The sequence below is a fragment of the Methanobacteriaceae archaeon genome, from assembly GCA_013403005.1.
Taxonomy (GTDB): domain Archaea; phylum Methanobacteriota; class Methanobacteria; order Methanobacteriales; family Methanobacteriaceae; genus Methanobacterium.
Map to the genome: position 1 here is coordinate 170,573 of JACBOA010000001.1, position 16,074 is coordinate 186,646.

General features: G+C 40.5%; 15 protein-coding genes and 1 tRNA gene. 5 read left to right on the forward strand and 11 right to left on the reverse strand.

What is annotated here, in order from left to right:
* Nucleotides 1–74: 74 nt before the first annotated feature.
* Nucleotides 75–158 (reverse strand) — tRNA-Ser (locus HVN35_00845).
* Nucleotides 159–434: 276 nt separating this feature from the next.
* On the opposite strand from HVN35_00845, the gene cadA reads away from it, so the two are divergent.
* Nucleotides 435–2,396, forward strand: coding sequence for a cadmium-translocating P-type ATPase (gene cadA, locus HVN35_00850; protein ID NYB51100.1), 1,962 nt, complete (start codon nt 435–437; stop codon nt 2,394–2,396).
* Between the two features lie 46 nt (nt 2,397–2,442).
* Here cadA and trpD read toward each other — a convergent pair whose 3' ends face one another.
* From trpD to trpE, 7 genes are read right to left on the reverse strand one after another with little or no spacing between them, the layout of a single operon-like run.
* The gene (trpD, locus tag HVN35_00855) at nt 2,443–3,495 is read right to left on the reverse strand and encodes an anthranilate phosphoribosyltransferase (protein NYB51101.1); all 1,053 of its coding nucleotides are present in this window, start codon (nt 3,493–3,495) and stop codon (nt 2,443–2,445) included.
* Nucleotides 3,496–3,524: 29 nt separating this feature from the next.
* Nucleotides 3,525–4,397: a tryptophan synthase subunit alpha gene (gene trpA, locus HVN35_00860; protein ID NYB51102.1), complete on the reverse strand. Its 873-nt coding sequence runs from the start codon at nt 4,395–4,397 to the stop codon at nt 3,525–3,527.
* Nucleotides 4,394–5,575 (reverse strand): tryptophan synthase subunit beta, encoded by a 1,182-nt coding sequence (gene trpB / locus HVN35_00865; GenBank protein ID NYB51103.1) that lies wholly within the window; start codon nt 5,573–5,575, stop codon nt 4,394–4,396. The genes trpA and trpB overlap by 4 nt, the downstream gene beginning before the upstream one ends.
* A gap of 14 nt (nt 5,576–5,589) precedes the next feature.
* A complete protein-coding gene (locus HVN35_00870) occupies nt 5,590–6,252 on the reverse strand; it encodes a phosphoribosylanthranilate isomerase (GenBank protein ID NYB51104.1) in 663 nt (220 codons plus the stop codon).
* Between the two features lie 11 nt (nt 6,253–6,263).
* Nucleotides 6,264–7,085 carry an indole-3-glycerol-phosphate synthase gene (locus HVN35_00875; GenBank protein NYB51105.1) on the reverse strand — a complete coding sequence of 274 codons (822 nt, stop codon included), beginning with the start codon at nt 7,083–7,085 and terminating at the stop codon, nt 6,264–6,266.
* 31 nt (nt 7,086–7,116) lie between these two features.
* Nucleotides 7,117–7,695, reverse strand: a complete 579-nt coding sequence (locus HVN35_00880; GenBank protein ID NYB51106.1) for an aminodeoxychorismate/anthranilate synthase component II — start codon at nt 7,693–7,695, stop codon at nt 7,117–7,119.
* Nucleotides 7,692–9,083 (reverse strand): anthranilate synthase component I, encoded by a 1,392-nt coding sequence (gene trpE / locus HVN35_00885; protein ID NYB51107.1) that lies wholly within the window; start codon nt 9,081–9,083, stop codon nt 7,692–7,694. The genes HVN35_00880 and trpE overlap by 4 nt, the downstream gene beginning before the upstream one ends.
* Nucleotides 9,084–9,274: 191 nt before the next feature.
* On the opposite strand from trpE, the gene HVN35_00890 reads away from it, so the two are divergent.
* Complete coding sequence (locus tag HVN35_00890) at nt 9,275–9,778, forward strand: amino acid-binding protein (GenBank protein NYB51108.1); 504 nt, start codon at nt 9,275–9,277, stop codon at nt 9,776–9,778.
* A 233-nt stretch (nt 9,779–10,011) separates the two neighbouring features.
* Here HVN35_00890 and HVN35_00895 read toward each other — a convergent pair whose 3' ends face one another.
* Complete coding sequence (locus HVN35_00895; GenBank protein ID NYB51109.1) at nt 10,012–10,260, reverse strand: HypC/HybG/HupF family hydrogenase formation chaperone; 249 nt, start codon at nt 10,258–10,260, stop codon at nt 10,012–10,014.
* A gap of 211 nt (nt 10,261–10,471) precedes the next feature.
* Here HVN35_00895 and HVN35_00900 point away from each other — a divergent pair, with 211 nt between their 5' ends.
* Nucleotides 10,472–11,788: an NAD(P)/FAD-dependent oxidoreductase gene (locus HVN35_00900; protein NYB51110.1), complete on the forward strand. Its 1,317-nt coding sequence runs from the start codon at nt 10,472–10,474 to the stop codon at nt 11,786–11,788.
* Nucleotides 11,789–11,884: 96 nt separating this feature from the next.
* On the opposite strand, the gene HVN35_00905 is transcribed toward HVN35_00900, so the two are convergent.
* Together HVN35_00905 and HVN35_00910 are read right to left on the reverse strand one after the other, a co-directional pair.
* Nucleotides 11,885–12,943: a glycosyltransferase gene (locus tag HVN35_00905; GenBank protein NYB51111.1), complete on the reverse strand. Its 1,059-nt coding sequence runs from the start codon at nt 12,941–12,943 to the stop codon at nt 11,885–11,887.
* Between the two features lie 105 nt (nt 12,944–13,048).
* A complete protein-coding gene (locus HVN35_00910; protein NYB51112.1) occupies nt 13,049–13,843 on the reverse strand; it encodes a TrmB family transcriptional regulator in 795 nt (264 codons plus the stop codon).
* Nucleotides 13,844–13,958: 115 nt separating this feature from the next.
* Here HVN35_00910 and HVN35_00915 point away from each other — a divergent pair, with 115 nt between their 5' ends.
* A complete protein-coding gene (locus HVN35_00915) occupies nt 13,959–14,714 on the forward strand; it encodes an ABC transporter ATP-binding protein (protein ID NYB51113.1) in 756 nt (251 codons plus the stop codon).
* Nucleotides 14,711–15,859 (forward strand): ABC transporter permease, encoded by a 1,149-nt coding sequence (locus tag HVN35_00920; protein ID NYB51114.1) that lies wholly within the window; start codon nt 14,711–14,713, stop codon nt 15,857–15,859. The genes HVN35_00915 and HVN35_00920 overlap by 4 nt, the downstream gene beginning before the upstream one ends.
* Nucleotides 15,860–16,074: the final 215 nt, after the last annotated feature.

Genomic DNA, 16,074 nt, shown 5'->3' on the forward strand with positions numbered 1-16,074 from the left:
TATATATAAGTCACTTTTTCTTCTCATCCTGAATGCATTGTACATTGATATGTGAAAATTTTCCAAGATTTAAGCGCCGGGACTGGGATTTGAACCCAGGGTGAGCATCGCTCATAGGATTTCGACTCCTACGCCTTACCTGACTAGACTATCCCGGCAATAGTATATTCAATTAAGTGCAGGATGCATTAATATTTTTGGTTAATTCATCATAGCTTTATGAGAAAAACTTATAATGATCGCCAATATTCACTTTAACAATTTTATTGGATTTTGATTGGGATTGAGTAATGCAGACGTTTGAAGGTTTAGAATGGAAGATGGGATTCTCCACCAGTAAAACTTTATATATGTTCAATTGAACATCCATTCATGTAATTGGATATTTGTATCCATCAACTTTACTATATTCATAAAAAGAGGAATCAAAAAAAATGCAAGAAAATGACCATCATCATCCTGAAGATGCAGATGCCCAAGTTACATGCAGCTGTTGTGGGGGAGACCTTTTCCAGGAAAAACCTCCACTGTGGAAGCAGAAACCAATTGCAATCATCATTACCTCTCTTACTATATTTGCCATTGCCATCTATCTTGAGAGATTCCTTAACCAGGAAAACCTTGCTGAGTTGGCTTTCCTGGCAGTGGTGGCAGTGTCTGGTTTCAATATTGTTAAAGGCGCTTTCAAAGGACTCTTAAATCTTCATTTCAACATGAGCCTCCTTATAACCATTGCAGCCACCGGAGCATTTCTCATAGGGCATGGTGAAGAGGGTGCGGCTGTCATGTTCCTTTTCTATGTTGCCGAATTTTTGGAAGACTATGCCAGTGAAAGGGCCCGTAGATCCATAGCAGCCCTCCTTAAACTGGCACCGGAAACTGCATGTGTAATTCGAAAAGGAAAGGAACTGGAAGTCCATGTCCATAGTGTGCAGGTGGATGAAAAAGTTGTGGTTCGCCCTGGTGACAAGATACCACTGGATGGTCTGGTGGTGAAAGGATCATCTGCCGTGGATCAGTCTCCCCTAACCGGGGAAAGTATTCCAGTCACCAAAAAGGAGGGGGATGAGGTTTTTGCTGGTACTATTAACACGGAAGGTTACCTGGAGGTGCAGGTAACGCGCAAGTCAGATGAAACTATCATATCCAAAATAATAGAACTGGTTCGAAAGTCAAAAGATAAAAAATCAAAAACCGAAGCATTTATCAATGAATTCGCAAGCTACTACACTCCTGCAGTCATCATACTAGCCATTTCAGTGGCCATCATTCCCCCTTTCCTGTTTGGAATGTCACTGGAGGATTGGTTCTACCGAGCCCTGGTTCTCCTGGTGGTGTCCTGCCCCTGCGCCCTGGCAATATCAACCCCTGTTTCAATGGTTTCTGGGATTACATCAGCCACCAGAAACGGTGTTCTAATCAAAGGCGGAGAATACGTGGAAGAAATGAAGAATGTGAAAGCTGTTGTGTTTGATAAGACTGGAACATTAACCGAAGGCAGCTTAGAAGTTACAGATGTATTGCCTCTTAATGGTAATTCAGGAGATGTTTTAAAGATATCTGCTTCTCTGGAGTCACATTCCAAACATCCCCTGGCCAAAGCCATACTTAAAAAAGCCAAGGAGGAAAAAGTGGAATTTGAAGAAGTAAGCGGCTTCAAATCCATTACTGGTGCTGGTTTGAAGGGTGAAATCAATGGAAAAATATTCTACGCAGGTAATAAAAGCCTCTTTGAGGGAATGCGTAATCTGAATAATGAAGATATCTCCCTGAAGATTAAGGAATTTGAAAAAGATGGTAAAACAACGGTTTTGGTAGGAAATGAGGAAAAGATTATAGGTTTAATAGTATTGATGGACCGAATAAGAGGTGATGCAGCTAAAACAGTGAAATACCTCAAAGATAATGGGATCCGGACTGTCATGCTGACTGGTGATAATCAGGGCACAGCCAGTGCGGTAGCCTCCCGGTTAGGATTAGATGAATGCTATCACAGTCTTCTCCCTGAGGATAAGGTGAAAAAAATTGATGAACTTCTGCAAATCCATGGTAATGTAGCCATGGTGGGAGATGGTGTTAATGATGCGCCAGCACTGGCAAGAGCCAATATAGGAATTGCTATGGGGGCTGCAGGTTCTGATGTGGCAATCGAAACTGCTGATGTTGCTCTGATGCATGACGACCTTTCTAAACTGGAATATCTGCTTAAACTGAGTAAGAAGACAATGAGAGTTGTTCAGGAGAACGTGGCACTCTCCATAATAGTTAAGAGTTCTTTTGCTTTCCTGGCAGTATTGGGATTTATCACTCTATGGATGGCAGTGGGTATTGGGGACATGGGTCTCAGCCTAGCAGTCATACTCAATGCCATCAGGATAGTAAGTAAAGGCTTCTAATTTTTAATAAATTATTAAATAAAAAGCCTGAATAAATTAAAAACCCCTAATTGCAAATTGAACTGGCCTGAATAAACTCTTGCAGCTTTCTCATAGCAGAACCATTCTGGATGGTTTTTCGGGCCAGTTCTACTCCTGCTTTAAGATCAGATGTTTTACCAGCCAGGTAAAGAATCGCACCCGCATTTGCCAGACAAATATCCATTTGAGCTTTATCTTGGGCACTTTCTCTTTTTCCTTTTAAAACATTCAGGGCAATTTCCAGATTTTCTTGCAATGATTCAGGACCATTTATCAACTCTTTATCCACAATTTCAAGTCCAAAATCCTCCGGGTATAAATCTTGAACTTTTATTATACCATCATCTAAAATAGCAGCTTTGGTTTTGCCTATAATTGAGATTTCGTCCATAGCTGCATTACCTTTTCCATCAAAACCATGCACAACCATGGCCCGTTTCACCCCTAAATTTTTAAGGACATGGGCCAAGGTTTCCACATATTCTGGATCAAAAACACCCATAAGTTGAATATCTGCATCTGCAGGTGAACTTAATGGTCCTAAAATATTAAAAACAGTACGGATGCCAAGTTCTTTACGGACGGGCATGACATGTTTCATGGCCGGGTGAAATCTAGGAGCGAACATGAACCCTATACCTACATTTTCCAGGCAAAACTCCACATCACTGCCTTTAACCTCTATATTCACTCCCATGGCCTCTAGAATATCAGCCCCACCACATTTACTGCTTATAGCTCGGTTACCATGTTTAGCAATGCAAACACCGGCTGCCGCGGCAATAATGGCAGAGATGGTGCTGATGTTAAAGGTTTTGAACCTATCTCCTCCTGTACCGCAGGTATCCACTAAGGGCTGATCTAACTGAGGAGATACTTTGATGGAAACCTGGCGCATGGCCCTTACAAAACCGGTTAACTCGGAAATAGACTCACCCTTAGTGGTAAGAGAGGATAAAAAGGCAGCTATATGCACATCGCTGGTACTTCCACTCACTATTTCCATCATACATGCGTAAGCATCATCTTCACTGAGATCCTGTCCAGAGACGACCTTTTTTAAACACTCTTCAATCATCTGACTCACTGTTCATTGTCTATAATTTTCTAGATCATTGTTTTTTTAGTGGCTGCCTTCAAATCATGGCAGAATGCCCCGATCTTATCCAGCATAATCTCTTTATCATTGAGATTCTCAGTTATCATATCCAGGATGGCACTGGCTACAATGGCACCATCAGCACCACTCTCAATAACATTCTGCACATGTTCTGCTTTGGATATCCCGAAACCTACCACCACTGGCAAGTTACTGTGGCTTTTAACCCGTTCTACCAGTTCAAATGTGCTGAATTTAATATCCTCACGTGCTCCGGTGACTCCCATAACTGCCACCACATACAGAAAACCGCTACAGATCTTGGATATTTTTTCCAACCTTTCATTGCTGGTGGTCTGAGCAACCATGAAAATTTGCTGAATTCCATGCTTTTTTGAAGCATTAAGGGCATCATAAGCCTCTTCAGGGGGTAAATCCGCGGCAAGAATGGCGTTAACACCACTCTTCTTGGCAGTTTGGTAGAATTCATCTATTCCCTTTTGATAAATTAAATTATAGTACACCAGGAGTCCTATGGGAATTGAAGTGAACTCTCTGATTTTCCTGATAAATTCAAATCCTTTATCTGTGGTTATTCCTGATTTTAAGGCTCTAATATCTGCAGTCTGGACTGTTGGCCCGTCTGCAACCGGATCACTGAAGGCAAACCCGATCTCCAGACCATCCGCTCCATTTTCAACATAGGTTTTTACAATCTCCAGTGAAGTATCAAAATCAGGATCTCCGGCAACTATAAATGGAATGAATGCTCCTTCATTTTTTTCTTTAACTCGACGGAACATTTCATCGTAACTTTCCACTTCCAATGGGTGAATTTTTGATTCCCTATCAGGCTCGCTAATTACATGAGGGTTACTCATACTTCCACCCCCATTTCACGTGCAACCAGAAACATATCTTTATCCCCACGTCCAGAAAGGTTCACTACAATGGTTTTACCTTTATTTTCAGGTCTTTTAGCATATTTAACTGCATAAGCAACTGCGTGGGAGCTTTCAAGAGCTGGGATTATTCCTTCATATTTGGAAAGCATTTCAAAGCCTTCCAGAGCTTCCTTATTGGTTATAGCCACGTAGTTGGCCCTTCCTGTAACTTTAAGGTAGGCGTGTTCAGGTCCAACTCCAGGGTAATCAAGACCAGCAGAAACTGAATGGGCTTCTTTTATCTGCCCATCATAATTTTGAAGGACAAAGGAGAATGAACCGTGTAATATTCCTTCGGTACCCTTGCACAGGGTTGCTCCAGTTCGATCAGTCTCTACTCCATCTCCACCACCTTCAACTCCAACTAGTTCCACTTCATCATCTTCCAAAAACCCTGAGAATATCCCCAGAGAGTTACTCCCACCCCCAACACAGGCAATAACTGCATCTGGAAGTTTACCCTCTTTTTGAAGTATTTCTTCTCTGGTTTCCCTGCCAATAATACTCTGGAAGTGTTTAACCATGAGGGGGTAGGGATGGGGGCCCATGGTGGAGCCAATTAAGTAGTGGGTGGTTTCTACAGTAGCCACCCAGTCACGGAAAGCATCGTTTATGGCATCTTTAAGGGTTTGTGAACCGGTTTCAACGGGTATGACTTTGGCTCCGGAAAGTTCCATCCTGAAAACATTTAATTTTTGTCTTTCTACATCTTCTAATCCCATGTAAACCTCCACAGGAATGCCTAGAAGAGAACCAATGACTGCAGTGGCTATACCATGTTGCCCCGCCCCGGTCTCGGCTATGATCCTTTTTTTACCCATGTATTTAGCGAGAAGTCCCTGTCCAAGGGTGTTGTTAATTTTATGAGCCCCGGTGTGCAGCATATCTTCTCTTTTAAGATATATTTTGCAACCAAGTTTTTCTGAAAGGTTCCGAGCATAATATAATGCAGTGGGCCTCCCTGCAAACTCCTTTAAGTAGTAGTCAAGCTCTTCATTGAACTTTTTATCATCCTTATATTTTAGGAAAGCTGCCTCAAGCTCTTCGAGTGCAGGTATGAGGAGTTCTGGTACGAATATTCCTCCATATTTCCCAAATTTTCCACTAGTTATCATTCAATCACCAAAGATTAGTTTATAAATTTTAATTTCATTAATTCCCTAATTTTATCCCTATTTTTAACTCCGGGCGCGTCTTCTACACCAGAGTTAACATCAAAGTAGTTAAAGATAGTTGCCAGTTTTTTACCTTCATTTTTGATTCTTTCAACATTCATCCCTCCGGCAAGGAAAAGTGTAACATTTTTATTATAGGATCTGGCAATTTCAGCTGCTTCTAGAGCAGTTTCCGTGGGGATCTGCCTTCCGGTTCCACCAGTTTTTCCCTGAAATTCATAGTCAAAAAGGATATTATCAGAAACACAGACAAAATCTTTAATTTCCTGTTCCTTTTTCGGTTTAATCTCTTCAGATATTCCAATAGCTCTGGTAACAGTTAAATGGGGGTTAGTATTCTTCATTTCTTTAATTTCATCTGGATATAGGGAATGAAGCTGTATGTTATTCAATCCTGACTTTTTTATTCTTTCATCAGCATCTACCATATTCGAAGGTTCGATTACGAGTACAGCCTTATTTTTATCCTTCATGGAAGAGGTTAAGTTCCTTATTTTCTCTATCTCAACCATTCGCTTGGATCTTTCGATGTTAATGAATCCCATGAGATCTGCACCTGCTCCTTCGCAAGTCTTAAGATCATCTTTATTCCGAATACCGCAGATTTTAATCTTCATGTTTTTAATCTTCATGTTGTATTTACCCGGGTAATATTGTCCATACGCTTCACCCTAGATTTTTTAGCGGCAGACACTAATCCTCTGACTTTATCATGGATTTTTTCGGTGGTCATGACACTGGTACCCACCAGAAGGGCATCTGCACCGAAACTGGAAAGCAGTTCAACGTCTTCGGCGTTTTTCACTCCACTTTCCGAAACCAGGGTAATGTTTGATGGAACCATTCGGGCTAGTTTCTCTGTCCTTGACAGATCAATGGTAAAATCATTGAAATCCCTGTTATTTATCCCAATTATATCTGCTCCTGCTTTCATGGCCTTTTCTATTTCTTCAGAGTTTTTACACTCCACCAAGGCATCCATATCTAAATATTGGCATAATTCAATTCCTTCCCGCAGGTTGGGATATAAATCTGCCATTAAAAGAACTGCACTGGCACCATAAGCTCGGGCTTCATATATCTGGTAGGGATCAAGGATGAAATCCTTGCGCAGTAAAGGAAGTTTGCTTATTCTGCAGGCAAGTTTCAGATTATCAATATTACTTTTAAAGTAGGTTTCTTCGGTGAGTACTGAGATGGAACTGGCTCCTCCTTGTTCAAACTGGGGCAGTACCTCGTTAATCATAAGTGGGCTGATATCACCTTGTGAAGGGGATGCAGGTTTGTATTCACAGATAATGGAAACATCCTCTTCTTTGTTCAAGGATTTTTTAAAATCAGTTCGAAGTTTAACCCGTTCTATATTATCTTTCAGCTCATTAAGGGGCTGATATTTCATTCTTATTTCCAGAACCCTTTTCCTATCCTTAATAATGGTATTGAATTTCATGAGAATTCAACTCCCTTTCTTTTGGGGATTTTCATGATACTTCCATCTCCAGGAAATTTTTCAAAATTATCTGACCATCAAGGGTTCCAATGGACTCCGGGTGGAATTGAAGTCCAAAAATAGGATAATCGTGGTGTTTAATTGCCATTATCATCCCTTCCCTGGTTTCTGCTAAAATATCAACAGATTTTGGGGTGGTTTCTCTTTTACAGACCAGTGAATGGTATCTTGCTGCTTGGAGGGGGTTGCTCACTCCTTGGAACATTCCAGTTTTTTGGTGGTATATAGGGGTTTGTTTCCCATGGACTGGTTCTGCACGGGCAATTTCACCACCAAAAGCAGTGAAAATTCCTTGATGTCCCAGACAAACCCCTAATATTGGGATTTTTTTACCTATCTTCAGTATAGTGTCTTTGCAAACTCCGAAATCCCGTTCGTTTTCAGGATTCCCAGGACCAGGGGATATTATAATACGGGAGGGTTGGAGTTTTTTTATTTCTTCAATGGTTATTTCATCATTCCGATAAACCATGATGTCTTTTTCAAATTCTCCCACCAGTTGATAAAGATTATAGGTGAAAGAATCATAGTTATCGATTATAAGTATCATTTTGCTTCACCTGACATGGTAAGAGCACTTAAAAGTGCCTCTGCTTTGTTTTCACATTCGTAATATTCACTGGTGGGATTAGAATCATGAACTATTCCTGCTCCGGCCTGAATTTTCGCGCTGTCTCCATTGCAAACCAGAGTTCTTATGGTTATGGCAAAGTCTGCATTTCCATTTAAACCGAAATATCCCACTGCACCTGCGTATGGTCCACGGGGTATTCTTTCAAGGTGGTTTATTATTTCCATAGCCCGAATTTTAGGAGCTCCACTTACAGTCCCTGCTGGGAAGATGGAGGCAAAAGCATCCACTGAATTTTTCCCCTTTTGGAGTTTACCCTGTACTCTGGACACCATATGCTGAACATGGGAGAATTTCTTCACGGTCATGTATTCAGGCACGTGAACAGTACCAAATTCACTAACCTTACCAATATCGTTTCTTGCCAAGTCCACCAGCATCAGATGTTCAGCTTTTTCCTTTTCATCATTTAACAGCTCATTTTGCAACTCCTCATCTTCTTGGAGATGGGCTCCTCGTTTCCGGGTTCCAGCGATGGGATAAGTTTCAACATCTCTTCCCTCCACCCGCAAAAGCATCTCCGGACTGGAACCAATTATCTCCCTTTGACCTAACTTCAAATGATACATATAAGGAGAAGGATTAATATTGCGAAGGGCTTCATAAAAGGCGAGTTTATTACCTTTAATTTCGTACTCACGAGCATTGGAGATGACACTCTGAAATATCTCGCCAGCTTTTATCTTTTCTTTAGCTTTCATTACCATATTCTCAAATTGATTACGAGAGAAATAATGGTTTTTTTCTTCAAAAGATAGTTTTTCAACTGAAAATTCTTCCTCAGATGTGGCTTTGATTTCATCCACCCTGTTTTCTCCCAGAGTCACATATTCACATTTATTCTGAAGCCGGTCGAAGATCACAGCATCCAAGTAAAGCCCAAACTCGAAATCAGGCATTTCTCCCACAGGCATCTCGAGGGGTTCAAAATATCTCACTGATTCATAGGATACGTATCCCACCAGACCTCCAAGGAAGCCTTTTTCACGGCTTCCCTCTCCAATAATGCCTTTAATTTCATCAAAGGGATTGGGAGTTTCAATTTCTATGGTTTCATCTTCTTTTTTTAATTCCAGGATTCCATTTTGGGCTTTGAGGGTAGCGACGGGTTTGAACCCTAAAACTGAATATCTGGCCAAACCACTATCACTTTCCATGGACTCTAAAAGAAAACAGTTGGGATATTTAGAGTATATCTTTCTGAAAAGTTCGAAAGGAGAGTTGAAATCTAATCTTGCCTTTTTAACTTCCTTTTTTTTATATTCATATTCGCCAAAAGCATTCACAGCCATGCATTTTTTCACCATAATTAGTCACTGACACTCATATACTTTATTGTACTATTTAAACCTTTACAGTACAAAAATGTACGTAAAATTAATTATATGAGCACTGTCAATATGAAATTAATGCAGGGGTGAATGAATTTGAAGATGGGAAAAAAATTTTATTCATAGATTCATTGTGGATATAAGTTTGAGATCATGGAGATTAATACATGTGGGACCGTGTAAAACATAAATTCGAAAAATTCCCAGCAAGGATGGGAGTAGCACGTAAAATCGTTGAATTGGGCCTTAGAGTCGGTGAGAACGGTAAAATATATTGTGGTGATGTGGAAATAAGTGATGTGGCACTGGCCAGAGGGGCAGGGGTGGACCGCAGATCCATAAGGGCCACCGTAGAAGTGATTATGGAAGACCCGGAGCTAGCAGCCATTTTCAGCAATATATACCCTGCAGGAGCCCTGCTAAAGAACGTTGCCCATGATCTTGGTTTTGGAGTGGTGGAAGTAGAAGCCCATGCCGGTGCTCCAGGGATACTGGCAACTGCCACCCAGTTAATAGCAGAGGAAAACATCAGTATCAGACAGGCACATGCCGGAGACCCTGAACTGGAAGAAAACCCTAAACTAACAATAATAACCGAGAAACCAGTTAAGGGCGAAATGTTCCAGAAGTTTCTGGATATTCCAGGAGTTAAAAGGGTTTCTATCTATTAGTCAATAAAGGGATCAAGAGCCAAACTTCAGAGAATATAAAAGTAGAATCTATAATCTATGTGGATAGGATGTGGATAGGCAGGATCACAAAACCTAAAAAAGTATTAAAAAGTAATAATTATAAGGTGATATAAGTAAGTGATATAAGGGGATTAGAATAGGGGAAAGATTGAAAATAAAAACTCAAAAATTTGATACTGTCTTTTAGCTGATAATCACTTATTGGGCGCTTATTAGGGGCTTTCCCTTTCTGCATCCTCTTCGTCCATAATCTTCAGAAGCTCGTCCCATGCTTCCAGGGATTCCTGAGCTTCCTGGTCTGATAACACTTCAATGGCGTATCCGGAGTGGACCAGAACGTAGCGACCCACATCTACATCTTCCACTAAATCCAGTTTAGCCTTCTGTTTAACCCCACCAAAGTCCACAATAGCTACATTATCATTAATTTCTACAATTTGAGCTGGTGCTGCGATACACATTAAGATCACCTTTTTAAAATCCATTTAAAGAGTCAATATGCATATTTAAATTATTTAGATTAATTATACTATTATCATATTAAATCAGAAGTTTTCTAATTAGTAATTCAATAAGTAGGTTTAGTTATTTTAATAGATATCATCACCATATAAATATCTTGGGGAATGATGAAAACTTTCATAACTTATCATAATCAGGTGGTATGAATAAATGAAAATAGTAATAATTGGTGGGGGCCCAGCCGGTCGAACTGCAGCCATGGAAGCAGCACAACTGGATGCAGAAGTCACATTAATAGAAAAAAAACATATTGGGGGGACCTGTCTCCATGAAGGATGCATGGTGGTCTGTGGATTGAATGATGTGGTCCGTTTCCATCTAGATGCAGATAAATTTCATGAAATGGGCATCATCCCTAATTCACCAGCAGTTAATTTCTCCCAAGTTGCCAGAGGGATAAAAAAAGTCACTGGGAAGATAGAAGATGTTTTAAAATACGAAACCAGAGAATCCGGGGCAGAAATAATCATGGGAGAAGTAGCTGAGATCAAACAAGGGGAAGTATTTGCAAATGATGAAAAATATTCCTATGATAAACTCTTGATAGCCACTGGAGCCCGGCCCTTTAAACCACCCATCCCTGGGGTGGAGAATGCATTAACCTACATTGATGTTTTGGATTTTAAAAGAGTTCCGGATAAGCTTAACATAGTGGGAAGTGGAGTGATAGCTGCCGAATTTGCGGGAATATTCTCCTCATTGGGCAGTGATGTTAAAGTTCTATGCAGAAGGAAATTTTTACCTGGTTTGGACCCTGAAATAAAAAAATACACCATGAAACATCTCCTGAGCAAGGTTGAAATCCAGGAGAAGGTGCAGGTTACTGAAATAACCGGAAAAGGTGCAATCACTTCCTATGCTGAAGTGGAGGGACCAGTATTTCTGGCCACGGGCATGACTCCCAACTCAGAAATAGCAAAAAACCTGGTTGAAATCGGGTCTAAAGGCCAAATAATAGTTAATAAACAGATGCAAACCAGCAACCCCTCCATATATGCTGCAGGTGATGTGGTGGGAACAGTCGGCAACACTCCAGTAGCACGTATGGAAGGAGTGGTTGCAGCCAGAAACGCCTGTGGAATATCCAACACCATGGATTACCGTATTATACCCCAATCAATTAGTCTCTACTATCCAGTAAGCTTTTTAAACACTGAAAGTTTATCTTCAGGATCTAAGGATAAATTAGAATCAACTGATGTTGGAATTAGAGGTTCTGGAGGTCCAGGATCTTTTTGGAATGTCCTGGACGGTAAAACAGGGTTTACTAAAATATCAGCCAACCTGGAAACTGGTGACTTAATTAATGCATCTTCCATATCCCCTTCATCCAGAACCAGCATGCCCTACCTGGCCAAAATGATTAAAGATGGTTATAAAACCTCTGATTTTGATGACTTTATAGAAACACACCCTTCAACTGATGCGATTTACAAATTACTGCATTTTTTAGCTAAATATGGTTAGATAAAAAAAATTTGAAAATGTTATGTTTGTTATGTTCGGATAACCTGTTTTAAAAAATTAAATGAAGACAGGAGAGATATTAAGGAATGTTTGTTTTTATTTACGGTTTTTTCCCTTTATTTTGTCATAAATTACCCTTGCAATCTTATCAGAAGCATTTAAAACATCCTCACTGTATTTAAGAGCATTTTCCTTTAATTCATCCAGATGGGTAAAGGCATGTTTAGTTACTTCCACAATATCTTCCAGTTCACTTTCCAGCACAGCTCCAGAAAAAATGGAGGCCAGGTTATGATAACGTCCATACTTCACTCCTAACAGGGCAATGATAGGCAGTTGGCAGGCAATAGCTTCCTGGATCATCATCCCATCATCAGTAAGCACGGCCAGATCAACTACCTTGTAAAGGTCCCTTATCCAGTCAATGTAACCCAGATAAATAATATTCTCTTCATCAAGATACTCCCGGTATTCTTCCTCCAGAGGATCTCCCACTACCAGTATATTAACCTCTAGGTCAGCTTTTCCCAATTCTGATGCTCCTAGTGCCATTTTTTCAAAAAGGGTGGAACCAGAGGAGAATAGTATGGTGGGACGATTGATATCAAACTCTGCTGGTAACTTATCCAGTGCTGTATCTTTATTTCCAATCACAATCTCAGGATCAACTGGTGAATAAGATTTATGGATATTTTTATCCTTTAAATTCATCTGGAAAAGGTTTGATTCTGGTAAAGCTACGGTGGTGGTGATTTTGGTGCACACCTTAGCATCTGTAGGGGTTATCAGAATACCTACTGATGGTGTGCTGGCCATTTTAGCCCCTAAACATCCTACTACCGCCCCACCTCCAATCACACCCACCACCACATCTGGCTTCACCTTTCGAATGAGTCGAGCAGCTTCCAGAGCTGCTTTGGAGGTTTTAACCGCAGCTTTCGCCAGGGTCTTGTTGGTGGCAGCATGACCTCCAGCTTGAGGTATACTGATTTTATACCAGTCCAGATGGTGTTTTTTAAATAAAAGTCCGGGGGCACTGTGATCTAATGCGAATTCACATTCCACATCATATTTAGATAGAGCTTGAGCAATATTTAGGGCGGTAACCGCATCACCTCCAATCCCCCTACCAGTAACTATGAATAAAGCTTTCATTTAAACTCCTTAAACCATTCCAAACATTAATTGCTGATTAAGTATTATATTCATTATTGGAACATCTCATAATAAATCTTTCTTGGAATCTTCGGTTTCATAATATTATTTTATTGGGGGATATTGATTGAAAAAATCTGTATTCCATATGAATTCATAAATTCCGGCTATGGTGTCCACAAACTCCTGATACTGATTCCATATGGCTATAGCAGTTTCTGAAATTGCGTTGTTTCCTGAAAGTTTGCAGAATGCAATTAACATCTCTTTTTTGTCCCGTACTATGAGTTTAATGAAAGGAACAGGGAAAAATTTGATCTCCAGTGGTAAATCTTGCAGAATCTCCTGGGTGGGAACTTCCACCTCATCCACCCAGCAAACCGGAGCAGTGAGCATGCGAATGTCAACTCCTTTATTTAATGGTTTTCTCAGGCTGGTCTTAAGTTGTTGTGGTTCTTCTGGAAACATCAAACCACCCATTATAAACAGGGATTCTTTACTGCGGGAAATGATTTCCATCTCTTTTTTCACTATTTTTTCCTGACCATGCAGTAACCATATCGGTGCCGGAACTTGAGGAATCTGACTCTCATAAACCAGGTTAAGCTCAGCTTCAGCCTGATCCATGGCCTCCAGGATATGGTTTCTACTTTTTTTAAATACTTCATGTGGAGGGATAACCGTGAATTTCAATGGTTTGCCCTGGTTCATTTCAATAAAACCCTTTTCCACCAGACTTTTCAGTACCTGATAAACCTTTGATCGGGGCACATTAGCTGCTAAACTAATCTCAGTGGCATTAGCAGATATCAATGAGGTTAAAGCCACGTAACTTTGAGTTTCATAATCAGTGAGGCCCATTAATTTCAAAGCCTCTATGGATTCTCTACTAAGGGGCATAATTCCAACTCACACTAGATCCATCAATTATTTTCATTTTATACTCTATTAGTGACAAAATCTATAAATGTTTCCTATCAGCAGATCATAAACTTGACAAGGGGAAGGTGAAAAAGTGACTCTGGAAAATGAATACGCCATTCTAACCACCCAATTAACCAAAAAATACGGAGACTTCGTGGCTGTGGATAATCTGGACTTGAAGGTGAAAAAAGGGGAGATATACGGATTACTTGGCCCTAATGGTGCGGGTAAAACTACCCTGATCAAAATGCTCTCTTCCATTGTCAATCCCACCTCTGGAGAGGCAAAAGTTTTAGGAGAAAAAATACCTGACGGCAAAATAGCATCTAAAATAGGTTACATGCCCCAGGAAACCGGCCTATATCTGGGACTTACCGTGGATCAAAACTTGAAATTCTATTCCAGGGTATTTAATCTTACAAATGAGGAAATGGAAAAAAGGGAGGATGAACTTTTAAAATTCGTGGATCTTACTCACTGGAAACATGAAATGGCTGAGAACCTTTCTGGAGGGATGAAGCACCGGTTATCACTGGCCTGCACTTTAATACACCAGCCAGAGATTCTTTTTTTAGACGAACCCACAGTGGGAGTTGATCCTGAGCTTAGAGTATCATTCTGGAATTATTTCAACCAGTTAAGGAGAAAAGGAGTCACCATACTTATAACCACTCACTACATGGATGAAGCACGCCACTGTGATCGCATTGGGTTCATGGAGAGAGGGCGTCTCATAGCAGAAGACACACCTGAAGAACTTCTTAAAAAGAGTGGGAAGGACTCACTTGAAGATGCCTTTCTGGAATTTTCAAGAAGTGATGGAAACCATCAAGAGGTGGGCTTGTGAAGTTTTACAGAATCATGGCTGTGAGTCGGAGAGTTTTTCGTGATGTGGCCAATGATAAACGCAGCCTGGCCATGCTATTTCTGGCACCCATCTTCGCCATGTGCATCTTCGGCCTGGCCTTCAGTGGTGATGTGGAGGATGTGGATGTAATCATAGTCAACCAGGACCAGGGATTCACCCCACCACTGGGAAACACCACTTACCTGTCGGAAAAAATCATTTCCAACCTTGATACTAATACATTGAAAATCCAGAATATGACCAACATTGATGAAGCCCGGCAAAAGGTGATAAATGGCCAGGTATCAGCAGTGATCATATTCCCTGAAAACTTCACAGAAAATGCCATTTTAAAGTCTCGAAACTCTTCGTATCCAGATAGTGCGGAGATAGTTATCCAGGGTGATGACAGCATAACCAACATCAAAAATGCAATTTTGAAGACAGTTACCGATGCAGTTTCTGACACCATGGCTGAAGAAGGTGTAAATCCTGCATTGAAGGTAACTTCTGATCCTATTTATGGTAAGGATGCAGAATTCATTGACTTCTTTGTACCGGGCATCCTGGCATTTGTAGTTTACCTTTTAACCACCATTCTAACCCTGATAACCTTTGTAGGGGAACGCTCCAATGGTACTCTGGAAAGAGTACTTGCCACCCCTGTTACAGAAGGGGAAGTGGTAACTGGTTACGCCATTACCTTCGGTACCCTGGGAATCATACAAGTTGCCCTCCTCCTGGTAATAGCCATCATGGTATTCAACATCATGGTGGTGGGAAACGTACTCCTGGCCTTCCTGGCAGTCGCCATATTGGCTGTAACCTGCCAGGCACTGGGAATATTGCTATCCAGCCTGGCCAAACGCCCAGAACAAGCAATACAATTTTTCCCATTTGTAATATTACCTGCATTCCTACTTTCAGGAGTATTCTGGCCAATACAAGCCATTCCCGAATGGTTAAGACCATTCTCTTATCTTGTACCCCCCACCTATGCGGCGGATGCCTGCCGGGCAGTGATGCTTAAAGGATGGGGTTTGGATAAGATATGGACAGATCTGTTGGCTCTGTTAATATTTGCCATTTTGTTCATGCTACTGGCGGTATACTCATTAAAAAGGGAGAGAATGAAAAAAGTATAAAACTTTTTAATTTTTCATTTCTGGGACTCTAAAGTATTAGATTCCTGGCTGTTCATCAAAACTCACAATTCATTTAGCATAATTTCTCATCATAAAAGATAAATTAAGTCATAAAATAAATTAAGTCATATATTTGCCATATTTGCTAATAATAGCTCAAACCAACAAGTTTAATCTTTTTTTTTAAATCATTTGGATTTTTAATTCTAATGAGC